At 74.0% G+C, this 17,234-nt stretch carries 15 protein-coding genes and 1 pseudogene; 9 read left to right on the forward strand and 7 right to left on the reverse strand.

Translation table 11 applies throughout. From position 1 onward, the window contains the following. Window positions 1–17: 17 nt before the first annotated feature. Window positions 18–1,082: a glutathione S-transferase family protein gene (locus tag IF99_RS0120185; protein ID WP_030998003.1), complete on the reverse strand. Its 1,065-nt coding sequence runs from the start codon at window positions 1,080–1,082 to the stop codon at window positions 18–20. A 170-nt stretch (window positions 1,083–1,252) separates the two neighbouring features. Here IF99_RS0120185 and IF99_RS0120190 point away from each other — a divergent pair, with 170 nt between their 5' ends. Further along, a complete protein-coding gene (locus IF99_RS0120190; protein ID WP_030998004.1) occupies window positions 1,253–2,551 on the forward strand; it encodes an FUSC family protein in 1,299 nt (432 codons plus the stop codon). A 39-nt stretch (window positions 2,552–2,590) separates the two neighbouring features. On the opposite strand, the gene IF99_RS0120195 is transcribed toward IF99_RS0120190, so the two are convergent. Together IF99_RS0120195 and IF99_RS0120200 are read right to left on the reverse strand one after the other, a co-directional pair. Further along, a complete protein-coding gene (locus IF99_RS0120195; RefSeq protein ID WP_037827226.1) occupies window positions 2,591–3,316 on the reverse strand; it encodes a DUF4190 domain-containing protein in 726 nt (241 codons plus the stop codon). Between the two features lie 289 nt (window positions 3,317–3,605). Then, entirely contained in the window at window positions 3,606–4,121 is a 516-nt protein-coding gene (locus IF99_RS0120200) for a hypothetical protein (protein WP_030998005.1), read from the reverse strand. 226 nt (window positions 4,122–4,347) lie between these two features. Between IF99_RS0120200 and IF99_RS0120205 the strand changes: the two genes are divergently transcribed. Together IF99_RS0120205 and IF99_RS0120210 are read left to right on the forward strand one after the other, a co-directional pair. Further along, a complete protein-coding gene (locus IF99_RS0120205; protein WP_030998006.1) occupies window positions 4,348–5,148 on the forward strand; it encodes a VOC family protein in 801 nt (266 codons plus the stop codon). Between the two features lie 70 nt (window positions 5,149–5,218). Further along, complete coding sequence (locus tag IF99_RS0120210; RefSeq protein ID WP_030998007.1) at window positions 5,219–5,893, forward strand: helix-turn-helix domain-containing protein; 675 nt, start codon at window positions 5,219–5,221, stop codon at window positions 5,891–5,893. A 16-nt stretch (window positions 5,894–5,909) separates the two neighbouring features. Here the strand turns inward: IF99_RS0120210 and IF99_RS0120215 are convergent, their stop codons facing one another. Then, entirely contained in the window at window positions 5,910–7,904 is a 1,995-nt protein-coding gene (locus IF99_RS0120215; RefSeq protein WP_030998008.1) for a SpoIIE family protein phosphatase, read from the reverse strand. Window positions 7,905–8,171: 267 nt separating this feature from the next. Here IF99_RS0120215 and IF99_RS0120220 point away from each other — a divergent pair, with 267 nt between their 5' ends. The 3 genes and pseudogenes from IF99_RS0120220 (at window position 8,172) to IF99_RS0120230 (ending at window position 11,737) form a co-directional block, all read left to right on the forward strand. Beyond that, the gene (locus IF99_RS0120220) at window positions 8,172–9,635 is read left to right on the forward strand and encodes a carboxypeptidase regulatory-like domain-containing protein (protein WP_234340773.1); all 1,464 of its coding nucleotides are present in this window, start codon (window positions 8,172–8,174) and stop codon (window positions 9,633–9,635) included. A 138-nt stretch (window positions 9,636–9,773) separates the two neighbouring features. After that, window positions 9,774–11,293, forward strand: a pseudogene (locus IF99_RS30960) (cbb3-type cytochrome c oxidase subunit I). Window positions 11,294–11,383: 90 nt separating this feature from the next. Continuing rightward, a complete protein-coding gene (locus IF99_RS0120230) occupies window positions 11,384–11,737 on the forward strand; it encodes a hypothetical protein (protein WP_030998010.1) in 354 nt (117 codons plus the stop codon). A 121-nt stretch (window positions 11,738–11,858) separates the two neighbouring features. Here IF99_RS0120230 and IF99_RS0120235 read toward each other — a convergent pair whose 3' ends face one another. Further along, window positions 11,859–12,641 carry a hypothetical protein gene (locus IF99_RS0120235; RefSeq protein ID WP_030998011.1) on the reverse strand — a complete coding sequence of 261 codons (783 nt, stop codon included), beginning with the start codon at window positions 12,639–12,641 and terminating at the stop codon, window positions 11,859–11,861. Next, a complete protein-coding gene (locus IF99_RS0120240; protein WP_030998012.1) occupies window positions 12,641–13,918 on the reverse strand; it encodes a VWA domain-containing protein in 1,278 nt (425 codons plus the stop codon). Before IF99_RS0120240 ends, IF99_RS0120235 begins: the two co-directional genes overlap by 1 nt. 150 nt (window positions 13,919–14,068) lie before the next feature. Between IF99_RS0120240 and IF99_RS0120245 the strand changes: the two genes are divergently transcribed. The 3 genes from IF99_RS0120245 to IF99_RS0120260 all read left to right on the forward strand — a co-directional run bounded on the left by IF99_RS0120245 (window position 14,069) and on the right by IF99_RS0120260 (window position 16,308). After that, on the forward strand, window positions 14,069–14,305 hold the full coding sequence (locus IF99_RS0120245) for a hypothetical protein (protein WP_030998013.1): 237 nt from the start codon (window positions 14,069–14,071) through the stop codon (window positions 14,303–14,305). Window positions 14,306–14,625: 320 nt separating this feature from the next. Beyond that, window positions 14,626–15,441, forward strand: a complete 816-nt coding sequence (locus tag IF99_RS0120255; protein WP_030998014.1) for a BlaI/MecI/CopY family transcriptional regulator — start codon at window positions 14,626–14,628, stop codon at window positions 15,439–15,441. A gap of 162 nt (window positions 15,442–15,603) precedes the next feature. After that, window positions 15,604–16,308, forward strand: a complete 705-nt coding sequence (locus tag IF99_RS0120260; RefSeq protein ID WP_234340774.1) for a DUF4232 domain-containing protein — start codon at window positions 15,604–15,606, stop codon at window positions 16,306–16,308. A gap of 92 nt (window positions 16,309–16,400) precedes the next feature. On the opposite strand, the gene IF99_RS0120265 is transcribed toward IF99_RS0120260, so the two are convergent. Beyond that, window positions 16,401–17,156, reverse strand: coding sequence for a chitinase (locus IF99_RS0120265; protein ID WP_030998016.1), 756 nt, complete (start codon window positions 17,154–17,156; stop codon window positions 16,401–16,403). Between the last annotated feature and the right edge of the window lie 78 nt (window positions 17,157–17,234).

Here is a 17,234-nt window from a genome sequence, read left to right on the forward strand (position 1 = left end):
CTCGCGGGCGCCGCGCCTCAGCCGCGGCCCACCGAAGGCACCGCCTCGTCGGGGGGCACCGGGCCCGGCGGCGTGCCCTCGCCGAACGGGGAGCCGCCCAGCTCCTCGCGGTGGTGCGGGGTCAGCCACGCCGACAGGGGCTCGGGGCCGCGCGGCACGATGCCGGTCGGGTTGATGCCCCGGTGCACCTCGTAGTAGTGCCGCTTGATGTGGCCGAAGTCGACCGTGTCCCCGAAGCCCGGCGTCTGGAACAGGTCACGCGCGTAGGCCCACAGGACCGGGTCCTCGGCGAGCTTGTGACGGTTGCACTTGAAGTGGCCGTGGTAGACGGCGTCGAAGCGCACCAGCGTCGTGAACGCCCGGATGTCCGCCTCCGTCAGCGTGTCCCCGACGAGGTACCGCTGCCGCTCCAGACGCCGTGACATCCACGCCAGGCGCCGGAAGACGTCCTCGTACGCCTCCTCGTACACCTCCTGGGTGTCGGCGAAACCCGCCCGGTAGACCCCGTTGTTGAGGTCGCGGTACACGCCGTCCATGACCTCGTCGATCTCGTCGCGCCGCGCCTCGGGGTAGAGGTCGGGCGCGCCCGGACGGTGCAGTTCCTTCCACTCGGTCGCGAAGTCGAGCGTGAGCTGCTGGTAGTCGTTGGTCACGAGGCGGCCGCTCGGGACGTCCACGAGGGCGGGCACGCTCACCCCGCCCGGGTAGTCCTGCTCCCGCGCGTCGTAGGCCTCCGCCAGGTAGCGGATGCCGAGCACCGGGTCGCGCCCGTCCGGATCGAGCGTGAACCGCCAGCTGCGGTCGTCCTGGATCGGGTCGGCGACCGCGAGCGAGATCGCGTCCTCCAGGCCCAGCAGCCGCCGGGAGACCAGCGCCCGGCTCGCCCACGGACACGCCCTGCTCACCACGAGCCGGTACCTGCCCGCCTCCACCGGCCAGCCGTCCCGCCCGTCCGCCGTCACCCGGTCCGCGAAATGGCTGCGCGAGCGCTTGAACGGCTTCTTCCCGTACGCGGCGTTCCCGCCGCCTTCCCCCGGGTTCCCCGCCGAGGCACGCTCGGCCCCGTCCGTCGCGTCCGTCATCGTCCTGGCTCCCGTCGTCACCGCCCCCGCCCGGCACGGCGAGGGACCTCGTCCCGTCCCCGCACCCCTACCCGCCCCGTGCCCTCCCGCCTCCTTCGCCGCGCGCGAATCACCTGCCGGGCCCCGCGCGCCGGGCGGGCCGCTCCTGCCCGCGTGGCCAAGATGAGGCAATGCCCGAAGTGCCCGCACCCGTGACCGCCCTGGCGCGCAAGGCGCCCGCACCCGTGAGGGGCCTGGCGCGCAGGACCGCCGAGCCCGTCGTCACCCAGACGCTGCGGTCGACATCGGCCGCCGTCATCTCGTACGTCCTCGCCGTCACCCTGCTGCCGCAACCGGCCCCGCTCACCGCGCCGCTCACCGCCCTGCTCGTCGTGCAGGTCACGCTCTTCGCGACGATCAGGACCGGCATCCGCCGCGTCAACGCCGTCATCGCCGGGGTGCTCATCGCGAGCGGCTTCTCCTCGCTCGTCGGCCTCACCTGGTGGAGCCTCGGGCTGACGATCGTCACCGCGCTCGTGATCGGCCGCCTCGTGCGGGTCGGCGAGTTCGTCCCCGAGGTCGCCATCTCGGCGATGCTCGTCCTCGGCGTCTCGCAGGTCGCCAACACCGCGCTCGACCGCGTCTACGAGACCCTCATCGGCGCGGGCGTCGGCCTCGCCTTCAACCTCTTCCTCGCCCCTCCCGTGTACGTGCGCACGGCGGGCGAGGCGATCACCGCGATGGCCCGCCGCAGCAGCCGCCTCTACAACGAGGTCGCCCTCCAGGTCGGCGAGGACTACAACGCCGCGCGCGCCGCCGACTGGCTGCACGCCGCGCGCCGCCTCGACAACGACATCGCCGAGGTGGACGAGGAACTGCGCCAGGCCGAGGAGAGCACCCGCCTCAACCCCCGCGTGCGCGAAGGACTCCTCAACCGCGTCGTCCTGCGCACCGGGCTCGACGCCCTGGAGATCTGCGCCGTCGTCCAGCGGGTCCAGTTCCGCACCCTCACCGACCTCGCCGCCAAGCGTCCCGGCCGCCGCCCCCTGCCCGAGGAGGCCGCCGACAGCTACGCGCGGCTGCTGCTCCACATGGGCAGCGCCGTCGAGAGCTTCGCCGCGCTCATCACCACGCCCCTGTCGACCGGCGCGGAGGACGCCGAGGACGCGCTCATCCGCGCCCTCGACGCGAGCCACGCCGAACGCGACCACCTAGCGGCGCTCCTCCTCGACCTCGTGCGCACCGAGGCCGCGCAGTGGCAGCTCTACGGCGCCCTGCTCGCCGAGGCCGACCGCGTCCTCGACGAACTCGACGTCGAGAAGCGCTCGGCCCGTCTCATCGAGGAACTCGACCGCAGCGCCTCGCGCCAGCGCGAGCGCTACCCCCGCCTCGCCGCCCTCCGCGCCCGCCTGAGGCACGGCGTCCCGCGCCCGTCCGGGCGCGGGGGCGCGGGCGGCAGGCGGAGCGGCGGGGAGACGGGGGACGGGTGAGCCCTCGCGCGCCCGGCGTGCGCTCCGCCCGGCTGGCCGTCAGCCGTTCAGCTCGCGGTCGAACTTCTCCTCGCACATCCGCTGCTCCTCGGGCGACTGCGCGTGCTGGAGGCACTCCGAGTAGCTGCGGAAGGAGCGGTACGAGTCCTGGAAGTCGTCCGACGAGGCCACGGCGATGACCAGGCCGAGGGTGATGGCGCCGCCCACGAGGCCGACGGCGCCGACGATGACGCCCGCGAGCCCGATCCCGTGGTGGGGTGCCCCGGTCCTGCGCGAGCGGCGCATGGCGATGATCCCGAAGATGATCCCGAGCACCCCGAGGACGATCCCGCCCGCGATGGTCCAGCAGAAGACCACGGCCGCGATCCCGCACACCAGCGCGGCCACGGCCATGCCACCGCCCGGAGGCTTCCCGCCCTGCCACTGCGCGCCGTACTGCCCGGCCCACGGCTCCTGCCCGGGGATGTGGCCCGGCATCTGCCCGTAGGCGCCGGGTCCCGCCGGGTAAGGGGTCTGGGCGTACGGGCCGGGAGCCGGGCCGTACGGACCTGGCGCCTGGGCGTACGGACCACCGGCGTGCTGGCCGTGCTGCCCGCCGGGGGCCTGGGCGTACGGGCCCGGGGCGCCCTCGGGGCGTGGGGGCTCGTCCTGTACCGCGAACGGACCGCGCTCCCTGGGCGGCTGCTCGGGCGCCGCGGGCTTGGAGAGGTCGGGTCGCTCCCCGGCGCCGCCCGGGCGCTCGCTGTCGTCGGGGGAGTGGGACATGCGCGGTCCTGCTTTCTCGCTGCGTCCGGTGTGCCCGGAGGAAGAGGGGTGGTCCCGCCCGGCGCGGCGGGGCCCCTCATTCTCCCTGTACTCGTGGTGGATCCGTTCAACGATTGCGTCACGAAGCGGCAGACCGGCCCTCCCCGCCCCCGACGGGCAACGCCTCGACGCGGCGGGGACGGGCGGCGGCGCCGCGTACGTGAGGGCGGGCCCCTCCGTACGCGGCGCCGCCGCCCGCCCCCGCGCGGGCGCGCGCCGCCCGGCTCTGCGAGCCCTCCGCCGGGGCGGCTCAGGCGGGGGCCGGGGCCTGCTCCGTCGCGTACCAGCGGTCGCCCCGCCGCTCCGCGACGCCGCGCTCCGCGAGGCCGCTGAGGTGTTTGCCGACCGTGTTCGGCTGGAAGCCCGCGCGCTCGGCGAGCTCGTCGAGCGCGAGCCCCTCGGCGCCGCCCTCCTTGAGCTGGGCGAAGGTGCGCGCGGCGCTGCGGCCGAGGCCCCCGGCGGAGGCGGGGGCGAAGAGGTCCCCGGTCTCCACCACCGGCGCGGGACGGTGCGCGGGACGGGGGACCTCGCGCGGGGCGGGCGCCTCGGGCGCGGTGGCGGGAGCGTCCCGCCGCACCGGGGGAGTGGACGCGGCCGGGGTGGTGGCGGGGGCTGTCGCGGGGGCGTCGGGTGTGCCGGCCGGACGTGGGCGCTCGGGGCCTCCGGCCGCTGCCACGAGCCGGGCGGCACCCGTGCGGGTGACCGGACGCGGCGTCCGGTTCACCTGGCGGTGCTTGCGGCCCTTCTGCTGGCGACGCTTGGCCATTGTGCGCTCCGTTCTGTAGCGGTCATGGGTCAACGTCGTGAACGTGCGTCCGCCGATCAGGGTTACGGCACAGCGCGCGTGGGGGTGAACTCCCGGCATGTCCCCGGATGCGGCGGGCCCCGGCCCGGCCCAAGATGAACGAGCCCGCCCGCGCGCGGACGGCACGCGTTCAGGCACCCCCAGCCCCGGGTCCCGGCCCCCGGGCACCACAGGAAGGCGGCCCCAGGTGACGGCGGACAGCCCCGCTCAGCAGCGCCACGAGGAGCGCGCACTCGGCTCCCGGGGCGCGGTGAACCTCATGACCCACGACCTGGGCGAGTCGCAGCGCTTCTACGGCGCGGTGATGGGCTGGACCTTCCGGGGCAACGCGCTCGGCCACGAGTTCTGCGTGGCGGAGGACGCCGAGGGCGGGACGGTCGCGGTGTTCGGCGCGGTCGCCTCCACGTACCAGGTCGCCGTCGCCTGGATTCCCTTCTTCGCCGTCGCCGCCATCGACGACACCGTCGCCCGCGTCCGCGAGCGCAGCGGCACCGTCGCGATCGGCCCGCTGCGGTTGCCGCGCGGCCGCGGAGCGCTCGCCGCCGACCGCGACGGCGCCGTCTTCGGCGTCTGGCAGGACGACGGCACACCGGGGCACATCGGCAGGCGCAGCCGCCTCGCCTGGGTCGAGCTGCGCACCCGCGACTCCTTCGAGGCGGCGATCTTCTACGGCGAGGTGCTCGGCTGGGGCACGGAGGCCCCGGGGGCGCCCGAGGTGCGGTACGAGGAGGAGGCGGTCGTGGTGCGGGACGGGGACAACCAGCTCGCCCGCATCAGCTCGGGCGCCGTCGAGGCCGCGCCCGACCCCCTCGTACGGCCCATGTGGCGGGTGCACTTCCCGGTCGCGGACCTGGACGCGGCCGTCGCCGCGGCCGCGCGGCACTCCGGTGCGCTCGTCGAGCGGCGGGACGGCCCCGATTTCGCCCGGGCCGTGCTGCGGGACCCCGCCGGGGCGATCTTCACGCTCGCGCAACGAACCGGCGGCTGATCCCTCCCGCCGTCCACCGCCCTCGGGGGCACGCCCACGGGTCCCGCCCCGGCCCAGGAAGGCATGAGCCATGACACCGGTATCGCAGTTCACCGCCCCCGGGGGCGGCCCGGGCAGCGACGTGGGCCGGCGCATCGCGCACAGCAGGACGCAGGCCGGGCTGAGCCGCGCCGAACTCGCGAAGGCCGTCGGCGCCGATCCCTCGTACCTGCGGTACATCGAGGAGCAGGACGCGGCGCCCGGTACGGCGGTGCTGCTGCGGATCGCCAACGCCCTCGGTGTGAGCCTCGCGGAACTGCGCGGGACCGCCGCCGCGTCCCCGGACGGGCGCGGACGCGCCGCCGCCGAGCCGGTCCTGGAAGAGCTGGGCGAGGAGGAGTGCCGCCGCAGGATCGGCGCGCACGGCGTGGGCCGCCTCGGGTTCACGACGGAGGCGACGGGCCCGCTCGTCCTCCCGTTCAACTACACGCTCGTGGACGGTGAGCTGACGCTGGGCTCGACGGAGCGGGGCCCGCTGGCGCAGGCGGCGGGCGGCACGGTCGCCTTCGAGGTGGACCGCGTCGACGAGGCACTGAGCGCCGGGTGGTCGGTCCTCGCGACCGGCACGCTGCGCCGGGTCAGCGACCCCGCCCGCGTGAAGGCCGTGGAACGCGCCGCGTGGCCGGGCCCCTGGGCGGGACACGACCGCACGGCGTGGTTCGCGCTGCGGCCGGAGCGGCTGACGGGGCGGATCATCCGTACCTGAGGCGGCCGGGCGGGGTTCACGCCCTGCGCACCAGCAGCAGCGCCGAGTCGTCCCGGTGCCCGGTGCTCCCCGCCGTCGACATCACGTACAGCGCGAGGATGTCCAGGGGCTCCTGGCTCTTCAGCGTCAGCAGGTCGCCGACGCGGCGCAGGCCCTCGTCGGCGGTGAACCTCGGACCCTCCACCACTCCGTCCGTGAGCAGCGCCAGGATGCCGCCGCGCGAGAAGTCGTACGCGCGCTCCGGGTAGCGGGCCCCCTCCAGGACGCCGAGCGGCGGCCCCGTCTCGTCCTCGCACACGGTGGCCGCGCGGCCCGCGTCCAGGCACACCATCGGCGGGTGCCCGGCGCGCGCCGTGCGCAGCCCGCCGTCCGGCATCAGACGCACGTACAGGCACGTCGTGAAGACCCGTACCCCCATCTGGAGCAGCAGCTCGTTGGTGCGCTCCAGGACCGGGCCCGGCCGCGGGTCCTGCCAGGCGTACGCGCGCAGCGCCGTGCGCACCTGGCCCATGAGCCCCGCCGCGTGCAGGTCGTGGCCCTGCACGTCGCCGATGACGAACGCCGCGCCGCCGTCCTGGAGCGGCACCACGTCGTACCAGTCGCCGCCCACGTCGAGTCCGGTCGGCGCCGGGTGGTACAGCGCCGTCAGCTCCACCCCCGCGACCGGCGGCAGTACGTCGGGGAGCATGTTGCGCTGGACGAGGCGCGCGAGTTCGACGCGCGCCTCCTGGAGCCTGATCCGCTCCAGGGCCTGACCGGCGAGCGTGCCGAGGGTCCGCATCAGGGTGCGGTCGCCCTCCGTGAGCGTCCCGGGCTCGGGGAAGGTGATGACCCACGCGCCGAGCCGCCGGCCCGCCCCCAGCGCCACCATCGCGAAGGACTCCGCGTCGGTCGCGTCGAGCAGGCTGTGCGCCATCGGCCACCGCGCGCGGTACTCCTCGCGGCTCGCGATGAAGACCGCCTCACCGGTCCGGATCGCCTCGGGCAGCGGTTTGGGCGCGCTCAGCGGCAGCCCGTCGAGTTCCTTCGCGAGCGCCCGGTCGATCTCGTCGCCGAAGACGACCCGCAGGTGCCCGTCCTCGCCGTACGCGAAGAGCGCGCCGACCCCGCCGAACGCCGGGGCGAGCCGGTGCAGCACCGCCTGGGTCAGCTCGTCCTCAGTGGCCGCCGAGATGAACGCCGAGGCCAGCTCCCCGACGAGCCGGCCGCGCTTGCGCTCGGTGACGTACGCCGCCTGGAGCGCGTCGAGCCGCTCGACGAGCGTCGTGGTGTCCTCCGTGGTGCCGATGACGCGGCGCGCCCCGGTGAAACCGAAGCGCGCCGCGCGGGCCCGGGTGCGCAGCTTGCGGTAGCCGGAGGGCGTCCCGTTCCCGCGGAGACGGAAGAGCAGTTCACCGCTGTCGGTGCGCCCGGAGACGAGCGAGTCCAGGAAGGCGGCGACGGAGTCGAGGTCCTCGGGATGGACGCGGGCCAGGAGTTCCTCCGGGCCGGCGTCCCGGTCGGGGCCCATGAGCGAGAACGGCGGTTCGCCCTCCAGCCAGCGGAAACGCTCCGCCTCGTCGTCGTACAGCCACAGCGACTCACCGGCGAGGACGGCCCCCAGGCGCAGCGCCTCCCAGCGGTGCTGCGGAGCCTCCTCCTCGATCCGTACGAGGAGCACGCCCTCCTCGCCACCGATGCGCCGGGCGCTCGCGGTGCAGACGACGGGGCCGCTCGGGACGGCGAACTCCAGGGGTTGCAGCGCCTTGTCCGACGCCCGGCCGCGCGGGAGCGAGGCCCCGTCCAGGAGCAGGGCGATGACGCTGTTGCGGCTCCCCTCCGCCACGAGGCCAGTGAGCCGTTCGCCGACGAGTTCCTCGGGGGCGCGTTCCAGGAGGCGCGCGGCGCGGCGCGAGACCTCCACGACGCGGCTCTCGGCGGGACCGGTGCGGGCGTCCACGAGCAGCCAGGCCGTTCCTTCGCCGGGTGCCGCACTGCCGGGGCCCTGCACGGGGGCGGGGGAGGTAGTCATGACTCACCGGTACGGGGAGAACGGGCGGAGCCGGTGCGGGGCCTCCGGAGGCCCGTGCTCGGGCCCACCTCTCCAGGGTCGGCGCCCGCCCGGCGGCCCGCCACCGGTCCGGGCCTCTTGGAGCTACGGGACCTCCGGCCGCCCCGCCCGCCGGAAGGTGCGGCGATCAGTTTTTGCAGCACCGCACATTAATGTTAGCGTTGCTAAATATTGGCATACGCATGCATATCCATGAAGCGCGCATCGACGAGGAGGCGAAGGCACCCCATGGTGCGATCGGCACCCGGCACGGCAGGGAACCCCGCGACAGGCACGGCGTCGGCCCCCGCCACCGCACCGGACCCCGCGCCCCGCTCGGCACCGGACCCCGGGACGAGCGGTGAGGGCTCCAGGCGTGAGGCCGCCCTGACGCTTGTCCGCACCCTGTGGTTCCCCGCCTTCATGTTCGCCGGGTTCCTCGTCTGCTACCTCCTGCCCTTCCACAATCCGGTCCCGCACCACGTCAGGGTCGCCGTCCCCGCCGCCACCGCCACGTCTCTCCAGCACGCCCTGGACCGCAGCGTCCCGGGCGGCTTCGACGTCGTACCGGTGCACGACGCCGACGCCGCCCGCGCCGCCGTCACCGGCCGCGACGCCGTCGCCGGGTACGTCCCCGGCCCCGGGGCACCCGAACTCTTCACCGCCAAGGCCGACGGCTACTCGCTCGAATCCGTCCTCCAGAGGACGTTCACCGCCGTCGCCCAGCACAGCGGCGATCAGCGGGCGGGCGGGCAGTCCGCCCTCAAGGTCACCGAGGTCGCCCCCATCGCCGCGGGTGACGGCATGGGCACCGGGCTCTTCTACGTCGTCCTCGCCTGCACCATCCCGGCCTACGTCATGGTCATGATGATGCTGCGGGCCACGACCTTCGGCCGACGGGACAAGATCCTCGTCCTCGCGGTCGCCGGGGCCGTCCTCGCCCTCGTCGCCTACGGCGTCGCCCGGTGGATGAACGTCATCCCGGGCGACCCGCTCGCGATCCTCTTCCTCTTCCTCATGACCCAGGCCGTCTCGCAGACCGCGCTCGGCCTCGTGCCCTTCGTCAAGCAGTACCTGCCCGGCGTCGCGATGGGCCTGTTCGTGCTGCTCAGCATGCCGTCCAGCGGCGGCGCCATCCCGGTGCAGATGGTCCCCGGTTTCTTCCGCGCCCTCCACCCGGTCATGCCGATGGGCAACCTCATCGAAGCCCTGCGCGGACTCTTCTACTTCGGCGGCAAGGACGTCGTCCCGCACGTCCTCGTCCTGCTCGCCTGGGTCGCCGCGGCCTTCGTCCTGCACGGCCTCGGCGCTCTCCACGCCCGCCGCGCAGCCGCCCGGGGCACCGCGAAGGACGCCGTGCCCGAACCACCCGTCGAGGACCCGGCCCTGGAGACCGCGCAGCCCGAGGCACTGCCCCCGCACCGGGCCGCGAGCCTCCTTCCGCTGCCCCAGCTCACCGGGCGCGTCACCGACACCGCCGGACACCCCCTGCGCGACGTCGTCATCACCGTCACGGGCACCCACGGCAGGGAACTCCTGCGCGCCACCACCGACGACGACGGCGCCTACGCCGCTGCCGGGCTCGCCGAGCAGACCGTCGTCGTCATCGCCTCGGCGCCCTCCCGGCTCTCCGCCGTCGCCCGCGTCGCGATACGGGACGGGCACCCCGCCCGCCACGACTTCCACCTCGCGAGCCGGTCCTTCGCCACCTGAGCGCTCCACCAACCGGGTGCACCGGGCTGGGCCGATCGGGCGGTCACCGCCCCGCTCGGTCCTCGCGCACCGCGTGTCGTTCGTACTCTTCCGTCGCCATACGGGTGCGGGCGGGAACTCCCGCCCGCCGCCTGACGAATGACGAATGGAGACCGAGTGAGCTCGGCAGACACCCTGGTGGACTCCCGTCCCCCGACGCCCCCCGGCCCCGTACGGCGGAGGTATCCAGGGGGCTGGGTGATCCGCTGGATCACCAGCACCGACCACAAGGTGATCGGCACCTCCTACCTGGTCACCTCGTTCACCTTCTTCTGCCTCGGCGGCGTCCTCGCCCTCGTCATGCGCGCCGAACTCGCCCGGCCGGGCCTTCAGATCGTCTCTCCCGAGCAGTTCAACCAGGCGTTCACGATGCACGGCACGATCATGCTGCTGATGTTCGCGACACCGCTCTTCATCGGCTTCGCCAACTGGATCATGCCGCTCCAGATCGGCTCGCCCGACGTCGCGTTCCCGCGCCTGAACATGTTCTCGTACTGGCTGTTCCTCTTCGGCTCGCTCATCGTCATCAGCGGCTTCCTCACCCCTCAAGGGGCAGCCGACTTCGGCTGGTTCGCCTATTCACCGCTCAACGACTCTATCCACTCGACGGGCGTGGGCCCCGACCTGTGGATCATGGGCCTCGCCCTCCAGGGCTTCGGCACGATCCTCGGCGCCGTCAACTTCATCACCACGATCATCACCATGCGCGCTCCCGGCATGACCGCGTTCCGCATGCCGATCTTCGTGTGGAACGTGCTGCTCACCTCGGTGCTCGTGATCTTCGCCTTCCCCTGCCTCGCCGCCGCGCTCCTGTGCCTGGAGGCGGACCGCAAGTTCGGCGCGCACGTCTTCGACCCGACCAACGGCGGGGCGCTGCTCTGGCAGCACCTCTTCTGGTTCTTCGGCCACCCCGAGGTCTACATCATCGCGCTGCCGTTCTTCGGCATCGTCACGGAGATCCTCCCGGTCTTCTCGCGCAAGCCCGTCTTCGGCTACGTGGGCCTCATCGGCGCCACGATCGCCATCGCCGGGCTCTCCATCACGGTGTGGGCGCACCACATGTACGTGACGGGCGGCGTGCTGCTGCCCTTCTTCTCGTTCATGACCTTCCTCATCGCCGTGCCGACGGGTGTGAAGTTCTTCAACTGGATCGGGACCATGTGGAAGGGGTCCCTCTCCTTCGAGACACCGATGCTGTGGTCCGTCGGCTTCCTCGTCACCTTCCTCTTCGGCGGCCTCACCGGCGTCATCCTCGCCGCGCCCCCGCTCGACTTCCACGTCTCCGACTCGTACTTCGTCGTCGCGCACTTCCACTACGTCGTCTTCGGCACCGTCGTCTTCGCGATGTTCGCCGGTTTCCACTTCTGGTGGCCGAAGTTCACCGGCAAGATGCTCGACGAGCGGCTCGGGAAGATCACCTTCTGGACCCTCTTCGTCGGCTTCCACGGCACCTTCGCCCGCCCCCGCGGCACAACTTCAACGCCCTGCCCCGTATCCGCAGCGAGTCCCCGGCCTTCGAACTGCACCACCCGGCGATCAACGCGATGGACCAGACGGTCAACGCCCCGCACGAGTCCGTGACCATCGCCCCCGGCGAGCGCGACAACCGCGGCGAGTGAGGTGGTGGGGCCGCCCGGCGCGGCCCACCACCCCTGGCACCCGCAGCCCTGACGCAGAGCCCCTGTGACGCAGACAGCAAGGAGCCGTACGTGGAGCAGCCCACCCCCGACAGCGCGCGCGGACTCGTCCAGCTGGAGGGGTACCTGCTGTGGAACGCGGAGGTGGCCGAGGCCAGGCGGCGGGCGCGGTGCTTCACCGAGCACCTGCCCTGGCTCACCACCGCGCAGCGCGAGGACATCGAGCGCGCCTACACCGCCGACCGGCTCGACGACTCCAAGGAGATGCTGCGCCGCGTCGCCGCCCGCTCCGTGAGCCTGCGCGCCGAGTACACGGCACGCTATGAGCGACTGCGCCGCCGCTGCGTGGCCACGGCGCTGCTGGGCACGGCCGTCGCCGTCGCCAGCCTGCTGTGCGGGCTGCTCACCGTGCTCGCCGGCGACTGAGCACCGGTACACGGCGGGCGTACGCGGCCGGAGCGGCACCGCGAGGCCGGACAGGGGAGGGGCCCGGCACCTGTGACAGGTGCCGGGCCCCTCCCGCGCGACGTACGGGGCGTGCCCCCGCTCAGCCCTGTGGAGGCAGTCCGCGCGGCCGGCCCCGGCCCCGCGTCAGCACGTACCCGCCGATCCCGCACAGCGCGCCGAGCACCGCGCCGCCGCCGGTCCACCACCAGCGGTCGTTCCAGCGGCCCGACGACCAGCCGTCCTCCGGCTCGGGCGCCTGCGGCGCCGCGGCGGGCAGGAGCGGCTTCGAGAGCTTGCCACCCACGGCCTCGGCCCCGCCCTTGTCGACCGTGGACACGTCCACGGCCGCGTCGACCGGCAGGCCCATGTCCTGGGCGGGTGCGTCGAGCACCGTCAGGCGTATGTAATAGGCGCCGGGCAAGGGGTCGTTCGCCCACGGCTCCGCCCAGGCGCGCACGGTGCGCAGCGTGCACGACAGCCGTACCGTCGTGGTCTCGGCCGCGACCGTACGGGTCTGCGCGCCGTAGCGGCACGCCTGCCGGCGCCGCAGCCCGTCGTACACGTCGACCTGCCAGGTCTGCTCCCCGTGCCGGGCACCCGCCGCGGGGAGCTTCACCTCCGCGCGCACCGTCGCCGAGCGTCCCGCGTCCCCGGGGTACACCCAGTACAGGTAGTCGCCCGTGGAGGCGTGTGCCGTGCCCCGCTGTCCCACGTCGAGCGCGGTCGCGGTACGGAACGAGGTGCCCGCCTCCGTCGGCGCGGTTCCCTTGTCGTCCCCGTCGTCGGCCCGTGCCGCGGCCGCCGGGCCGAGCGCGAGGCACAGCGCGGCGAGCGCGGCCCCCGCGCGGCGCGCGAAGGCACCGGGCTTGTTCCGCATCCTCATCAGTTGCTCCTCCACACCGTGACGCGCCAGCGCGAGACGAAGCCCCACACCAGCCCGGTCAGCAGACCCACCACCGCGAGCAGGCCGAGCAGCCACCAGCCGTGCCCGAGCCCGAAGGAGGCCACGTCCGAGCCGTTCGAGGGGCCGCGCACCACGTCGATCGTCAGTTCCAGCGGCAGACCGGGGGCCTTCGCGGTGCTCCCGCCCTGGTCGGTGAAGGAGTGCGCCACCTGGAGGCACACCGTCTCGGCCGCCGGTGCGTCACCGTCGTCGTCATCGGCCTCCGCCTTCGGGTAGCGCAGCCCGGCCGAGAGGGCGTCGGTGCGTCCCGCCCCGGTCGTCTCGCCCCGCACGATCTCCCGCCCGTGCAGCGTCACCGCGCGCAGCAGCACTCCGCTGTCCGGCGCCACCGCGCGGTCGGCCGAGACCGTCACCGCCGCCCGCAACTCCTTGCCGGGCGGCAGCTCGACGCGGTACCAGCGGTGCTCGCCGATCTTCGCCCGGTCGCTGTAGAGACCCGTCTTCAGCTCGGGCGCCTTCGCGCACTCCGCCGTGCCGGACACCGCCGACGGCGTCACCACCGGGTCGGCCGCCCGGTGCACCAACTGCTTGACGCGACCGGAGAGTTCCTTCGTGTGCCGGACCGTCGTGTACGTGCCGCCGGTCGCCTCGGCGATGCAGCTGAGCTGATCGCGCGTCTTCGCGTCGGGCACGAGGCCGAGCGTGTCCACGACGAGGTGCACGCCCTTCGCGGCGATCTCGCGGGCCACCTCGCAGGGGTCGCGCCGGCAGGTGTCCTCGCCGTCCGTGATGAGGACGATCCGCTTGCTCGCCTCGCCGTCGCTCAGGTCGTCGGCGGCGCCGAGCAGCGCGGGCCCGATCGGCGTCCACCCCGTGGGGGAGAGGGTCGCCACGGCGGCCTTCGCCTCGGCGCGGTCCGGGTGGCCGACCGGGTAGAGCTGACGGGTGTCCTTGCAGCCCGTCTCGCGGTCCTCGCCCGGGTAGTCGGCGCCGAGGGTGCGGATGCCGAGTTCGACGTCCTCGGGGACCGCGTCGAGCACCTCGTTGAAGGACTGCTTCGCCGCCGACATGCGGGAGGCGCCGTCGATGTCCTTCGCCCGCATCGAACCGCTGACGTCGAGGACCAGTTCCACCTGGGGCGGCGCCTTGCCCGCGTCGGGCTCGTCCGCGGCCTGGGCGGTTGCCCCCGGCAGCAGGGCCAGCGCGACGGCCAGCGCCCCTCCGGCGGCTGCCACCCGGTATTTCGTCAAGATCATCGTGGGATCGTACGGATAATCGGCCGGGAAGCCAAAATAAGCCGTTCGGGGGACAGTTGACGGCCCGTCCTGCTCCGGCTGCCGACCCGGAGGGACGTAGCCGGACGGGTGGTACGTGTGGCACGGCCGGGGTGGTGGAACGCGTGAGGCATGACTGAGAGAGACAGCCCCCGCTCGATGATGCCCCGTCTCGTCGTCCTCGCGCCCCAGCCCGCCGACCCCCCGTTCCGCGTCGTGGAGGCGGACGGGCAGGTGATCGGCGAGGCCACCGACGTGAAGGAGGTGGTGGCGGTCGCCCTCGCGCTCGGCCTCACCGCGGAGGATCTCGACGACCCCGAGAAGGTGCTGTGGGTCGGCGGCGACCAGTACAGCTGGACCCCTCGCTGAGCCGCCCGCACCACCCCCTCGCGGCGCCGGGTCCCGCCCGGCGCCGCCGCGCTGTCCGGGGAGCGCGCGCGAGGCCGCTCTCGTACGTCCTGCCACGGGAGAGTGCACTTCCACCCACCCGGCCCCGCGACGGCCCGGACGGCGGTACCCTCGGGGCCACCGCGTCCCCTCCCCGTTCCCGAACTCGCCAGGTCCCGCAGGCGGATGCCCCCGAAGGCGTCCCGGTGCGGCCGGCATCCGGCGGGAGTGCCACCGGACGCGGCAGACACCACTCCGGCCCCGGCCGGGGACCACCACCACGTCCAGGAAGTGAGTCGTCCGTGACCCAGGACCCCACCGAGGTGCAGAACCTCAAGGCGCAGTACGAGGCGAAAGTCGCCGCCGACCTGCGGGCCAACATCGAGGAGCAGTCGAGGATCGCCGAGGAGATCGAGGCGCTGCGCGAGCGGCTCGGCGTCCTCACTCACGAGCAGGGAATGCTGACGGGGGTGCAGCAGGCACTCGGTGGCGTCCCCGCCACCACCACCGACCCGGCTCCGGCACCCGCCGCCGAGTCGGCCAAGGTGCCGCGCGCCCGTGCGGAGGCCCCGGCGCAGGCCCCCGCGCCCGCCGCGGCGGCACCTGAGGCGGCGTCCGTCCCCGTCCCGGCTCCGGCCGCCGGAGCGGTCGCCGACGGCGGGACGGCCTCGGCCTCCGGGGCGGCCGAGAAGGGGTCCGCGCGCACCACGTCCAAGCCCGCGAGCAGGACCAGGGCCACCACCAGGACGGCCACCAAGCCCGCGTCCAAGGCTGCCCCGAAGAAGTCCTCGAAGGCGCAGGCCAAGGCCAAGTCCCCCGCCGGGGCCGAGGCGAAGGCCGCCCCCTCGTCCGCGCCCACCGCCGGCACCACCTCCGCCGGGCGCGTCACGCTCCGGGAGCTGATCGCCCGGCAGCTCGCGGCACACGGCGAGCCCCGTTCCGCCGCCGAGGTCGGCGCGACCCTCCGCGAGGAGCACCCGGAGCGCGAGCTCAAGGGCAACGTCGTGCGCACCACGCTCGAAGCGCTCGTCGCCAAGGGCGTGGTGCGGCGTTCCCGCCAGCACAAGTCCGTCTACTACACGCACACCACGGCGACGGGAGCCACCTCCCGCGACTGACGTCGCACCGGTGGCGGCCCCGTGAGCCGTCCTCGTACCCCCGTACGACCGGCGTCCGGCGGGTTCGGGGACCCTCGTGGGGGGAAGACGGCCCTCATGGGGAACGTGACGCGTACACGCATGAACCGCCGACGGGGACGGCACGGTGCGGGAGGCCGCCCCGTGCGGGGTGTCCTGCTGTGCCTGCTGACCGCGGCGGCACTCACCGCCTGCTCCGGCGGGGACGACGGAGGCAGCGAGGCCCGCTCGGCCTCGGACGCCACCACCGCCCCCACGAGCGGGTCGTCGAGCCCGCCCGGCACGAAGTCGCCGGAACCGGGCACCTCGGCCCCGCGGAGCACCTCCCCGGGCAACTCGGAGGACAGCTCACCGGGAAGTCCGCAGAGCACCCCGCCGAGTGCCGTGCCGAGCGCCTCCGCGAGCACGCCCACGACCTCCGCCCCGAAGGAGGGCGGCACCCCGCGCTGCACCTCCGCCGGGATGCGGCTCGTGCTCGGGCGAGGCGATGTGGGCGCCGGAAACATCCACTACTCCCTCGTCTTCACCAACACCTCGGACCGCACCTGCGTGCTCAGCGGCTACCCCGGGGTCTCGCACCTCGCGGGGGACGGGGCGCAGATCGGCGCTCCGGCGAAGCGCGAGGGCGGGGAGGGGAGCGGCGTCCGGCTCGCGCCGGGCGCCAAGGCGCACAGCGAGGTGCACACGCTCAACGGGGGAGTCGGAGGGCAGTGCCGGGCGAAGGGCGAACTCCTGCGGGTGTATCCGCCCGGCTCGCGCGAGGCGATGACCACCCGTGCGGGGAACTTCCGCGTCTGCGGGGACACCTTCACGGTGACCACGGTCAGCGCCGGGGTCGGCCCCTCCTGAGCGGACGGGGCCCCGCCCCGCGCCGGGGAGTACGGGGAAGGGGCGGCCCGCGACGTGCGGACCGCCCCTTTCGCCGTTGCGGGAGAACCCGCTCAGCAGCTCAGGTTCGCACCCGGGTCGACGCCCAGGATCTGCGCGAAGCGCGTGTAGCTGTCGATGCGGCTCTGGACCTGTGCCGGGTTCTTCCCGTCGCACTCCAGGCTGCCGTTGATGCTGCGGATCGTCTCGCCGAAGCCGCGCCCGTTGACGATCGCGTCGTGCGGCGTCATGGTGCCGGGGCCGTTCTGGGTGTTCCAGTACCAGAGCCCGGTCTTCCAGGCGACCGCCGCGTCCTTCTCCACGAGGGACGGGTTGTTGAGGAGGTCGATGCCGAGCGCGTCGCCCGCCGCCTTGTAGTTGAAGTTCCAGCTGAGCTGGATGGGCCCGCGACCGTAGTACTGGTCGGTCCCGGCCGGGCAGCCGTAGGACTGCGATGTGTCGCAGTAGTGCGGGTAGTTGGCGGTGTTCTGCTCGACGACGTAGACGAGGCCGCCGGTCTCGTGGCTCACGTTGGCGAGGAAGGCCGCGGCCTCCTGCTTGCGTGTGGTGTCGCTGCCGGTCCCGGAGAAGCCGGGGTAGGCGTCGAGCGCGGCCGTCAGGCCCTCGTACGTGTAGAAGGAGTTGCGGCCCGGGAACATCTGGTCGAACTGGGACTGGCTCACCACGAAGGCGGCGGCGGAGACGTGCTGACCCGCGCCGGTGTCCGCGGTCTGCGGGCTCGCCGCGGCGGTCGTGCCGCCGAGGGCGAGGGTGGTGAGGGCGGCGGCCGATGCGGTCGCCGAAAGGAGAGCGAGCAGTCGTGCGCGCACGGGGGACTCCAATCGTGCGGGCGGGCCGCCGCGAGGAGGTGGCGGCGGCCCGCCGGTGTGGGGGGAGGGGGATGGGGC

Source organism: Streptomyces sp. NRRL F-5630 (genome assembly GCF_000719475.1).
In the GTDB taxonomy this organism is placed as follows: Bacteria; Actinomycetota; Actinomycetes; order Streptomycetales; family Streptomycetaceae; genus Streptomyces.

Coding starts and splice junctions, on each gene's coding strand:
- IF99_RS0120185 (WP_030998003.1), bottom strand. CDS start 1,082: ATGACGGACGCGACGGACGGGGCCGAGCGTGCCTCGGCGGGGAACCCG.
- IF99_RS0120190 (WP_030998004.1), top strand. CDS start 1,253: ATGCCCGAAGTGCCCGCACCCGTGACCGCCCTGGCGCGCAAGGCGCCC.
- IF99_RS0120195 (WP_037827226.1), bottom strand. CDS start 3,316: ATGTCCCACTCCCCCGACGACAGCGAGCGCCCGGGCGGCGCCGGGGAG.
- IF99_RS0120200 (WP_030998005.1), bottom strand. CDS start 4,121: ATGGCCAAGCGTCGCCAGCAGAAGGGCCGCAAGCACCGCCAGGTGAAC.
- IF99_RS0120210 (WP_030998007.1), top strand. CDS start 5,219: ATGACACCGGTATCGCAGTTCACCGCCCCCGGGGGCGGCCCGGGCAGC.
- IF99_RS0120215 (WP_030998008.1), bottom strand. CDS start 7,904: ATGACTACCTCCCCCGCCCCCGTGCAGGGCCCCGGCAGTGCGGCACCC.
- IF99_RS0120220 (WP_234340773.1), top strand. CDS start 8,172: ATGGTGCGATCGGCACCCGGCACGGCAGGGAACCCCGCGACAGGCACG.
- IF99_RS0120235 (WP_030998011.1), bottom strand. CDS start 12,641: ATGAGGATGCGGAACAAGCCCGGTGCCTTCGCGCGCCGCGCGGGGGCC.
- IF99_RS0120240 (WP_030998012.1), bottom strand. CDS start 13,918: ATGATCTTGACGAAATACCGGGTGGCAGCCGCCGGAGGGGCGCTGGCC.
- IF99_RS0120245 (WP_030998013.1), top strand. CDS start 14,069: ATGACTGAGAGAGACAGCCCCCGCTCGATGATGCCCCGTCTCGTCGTC.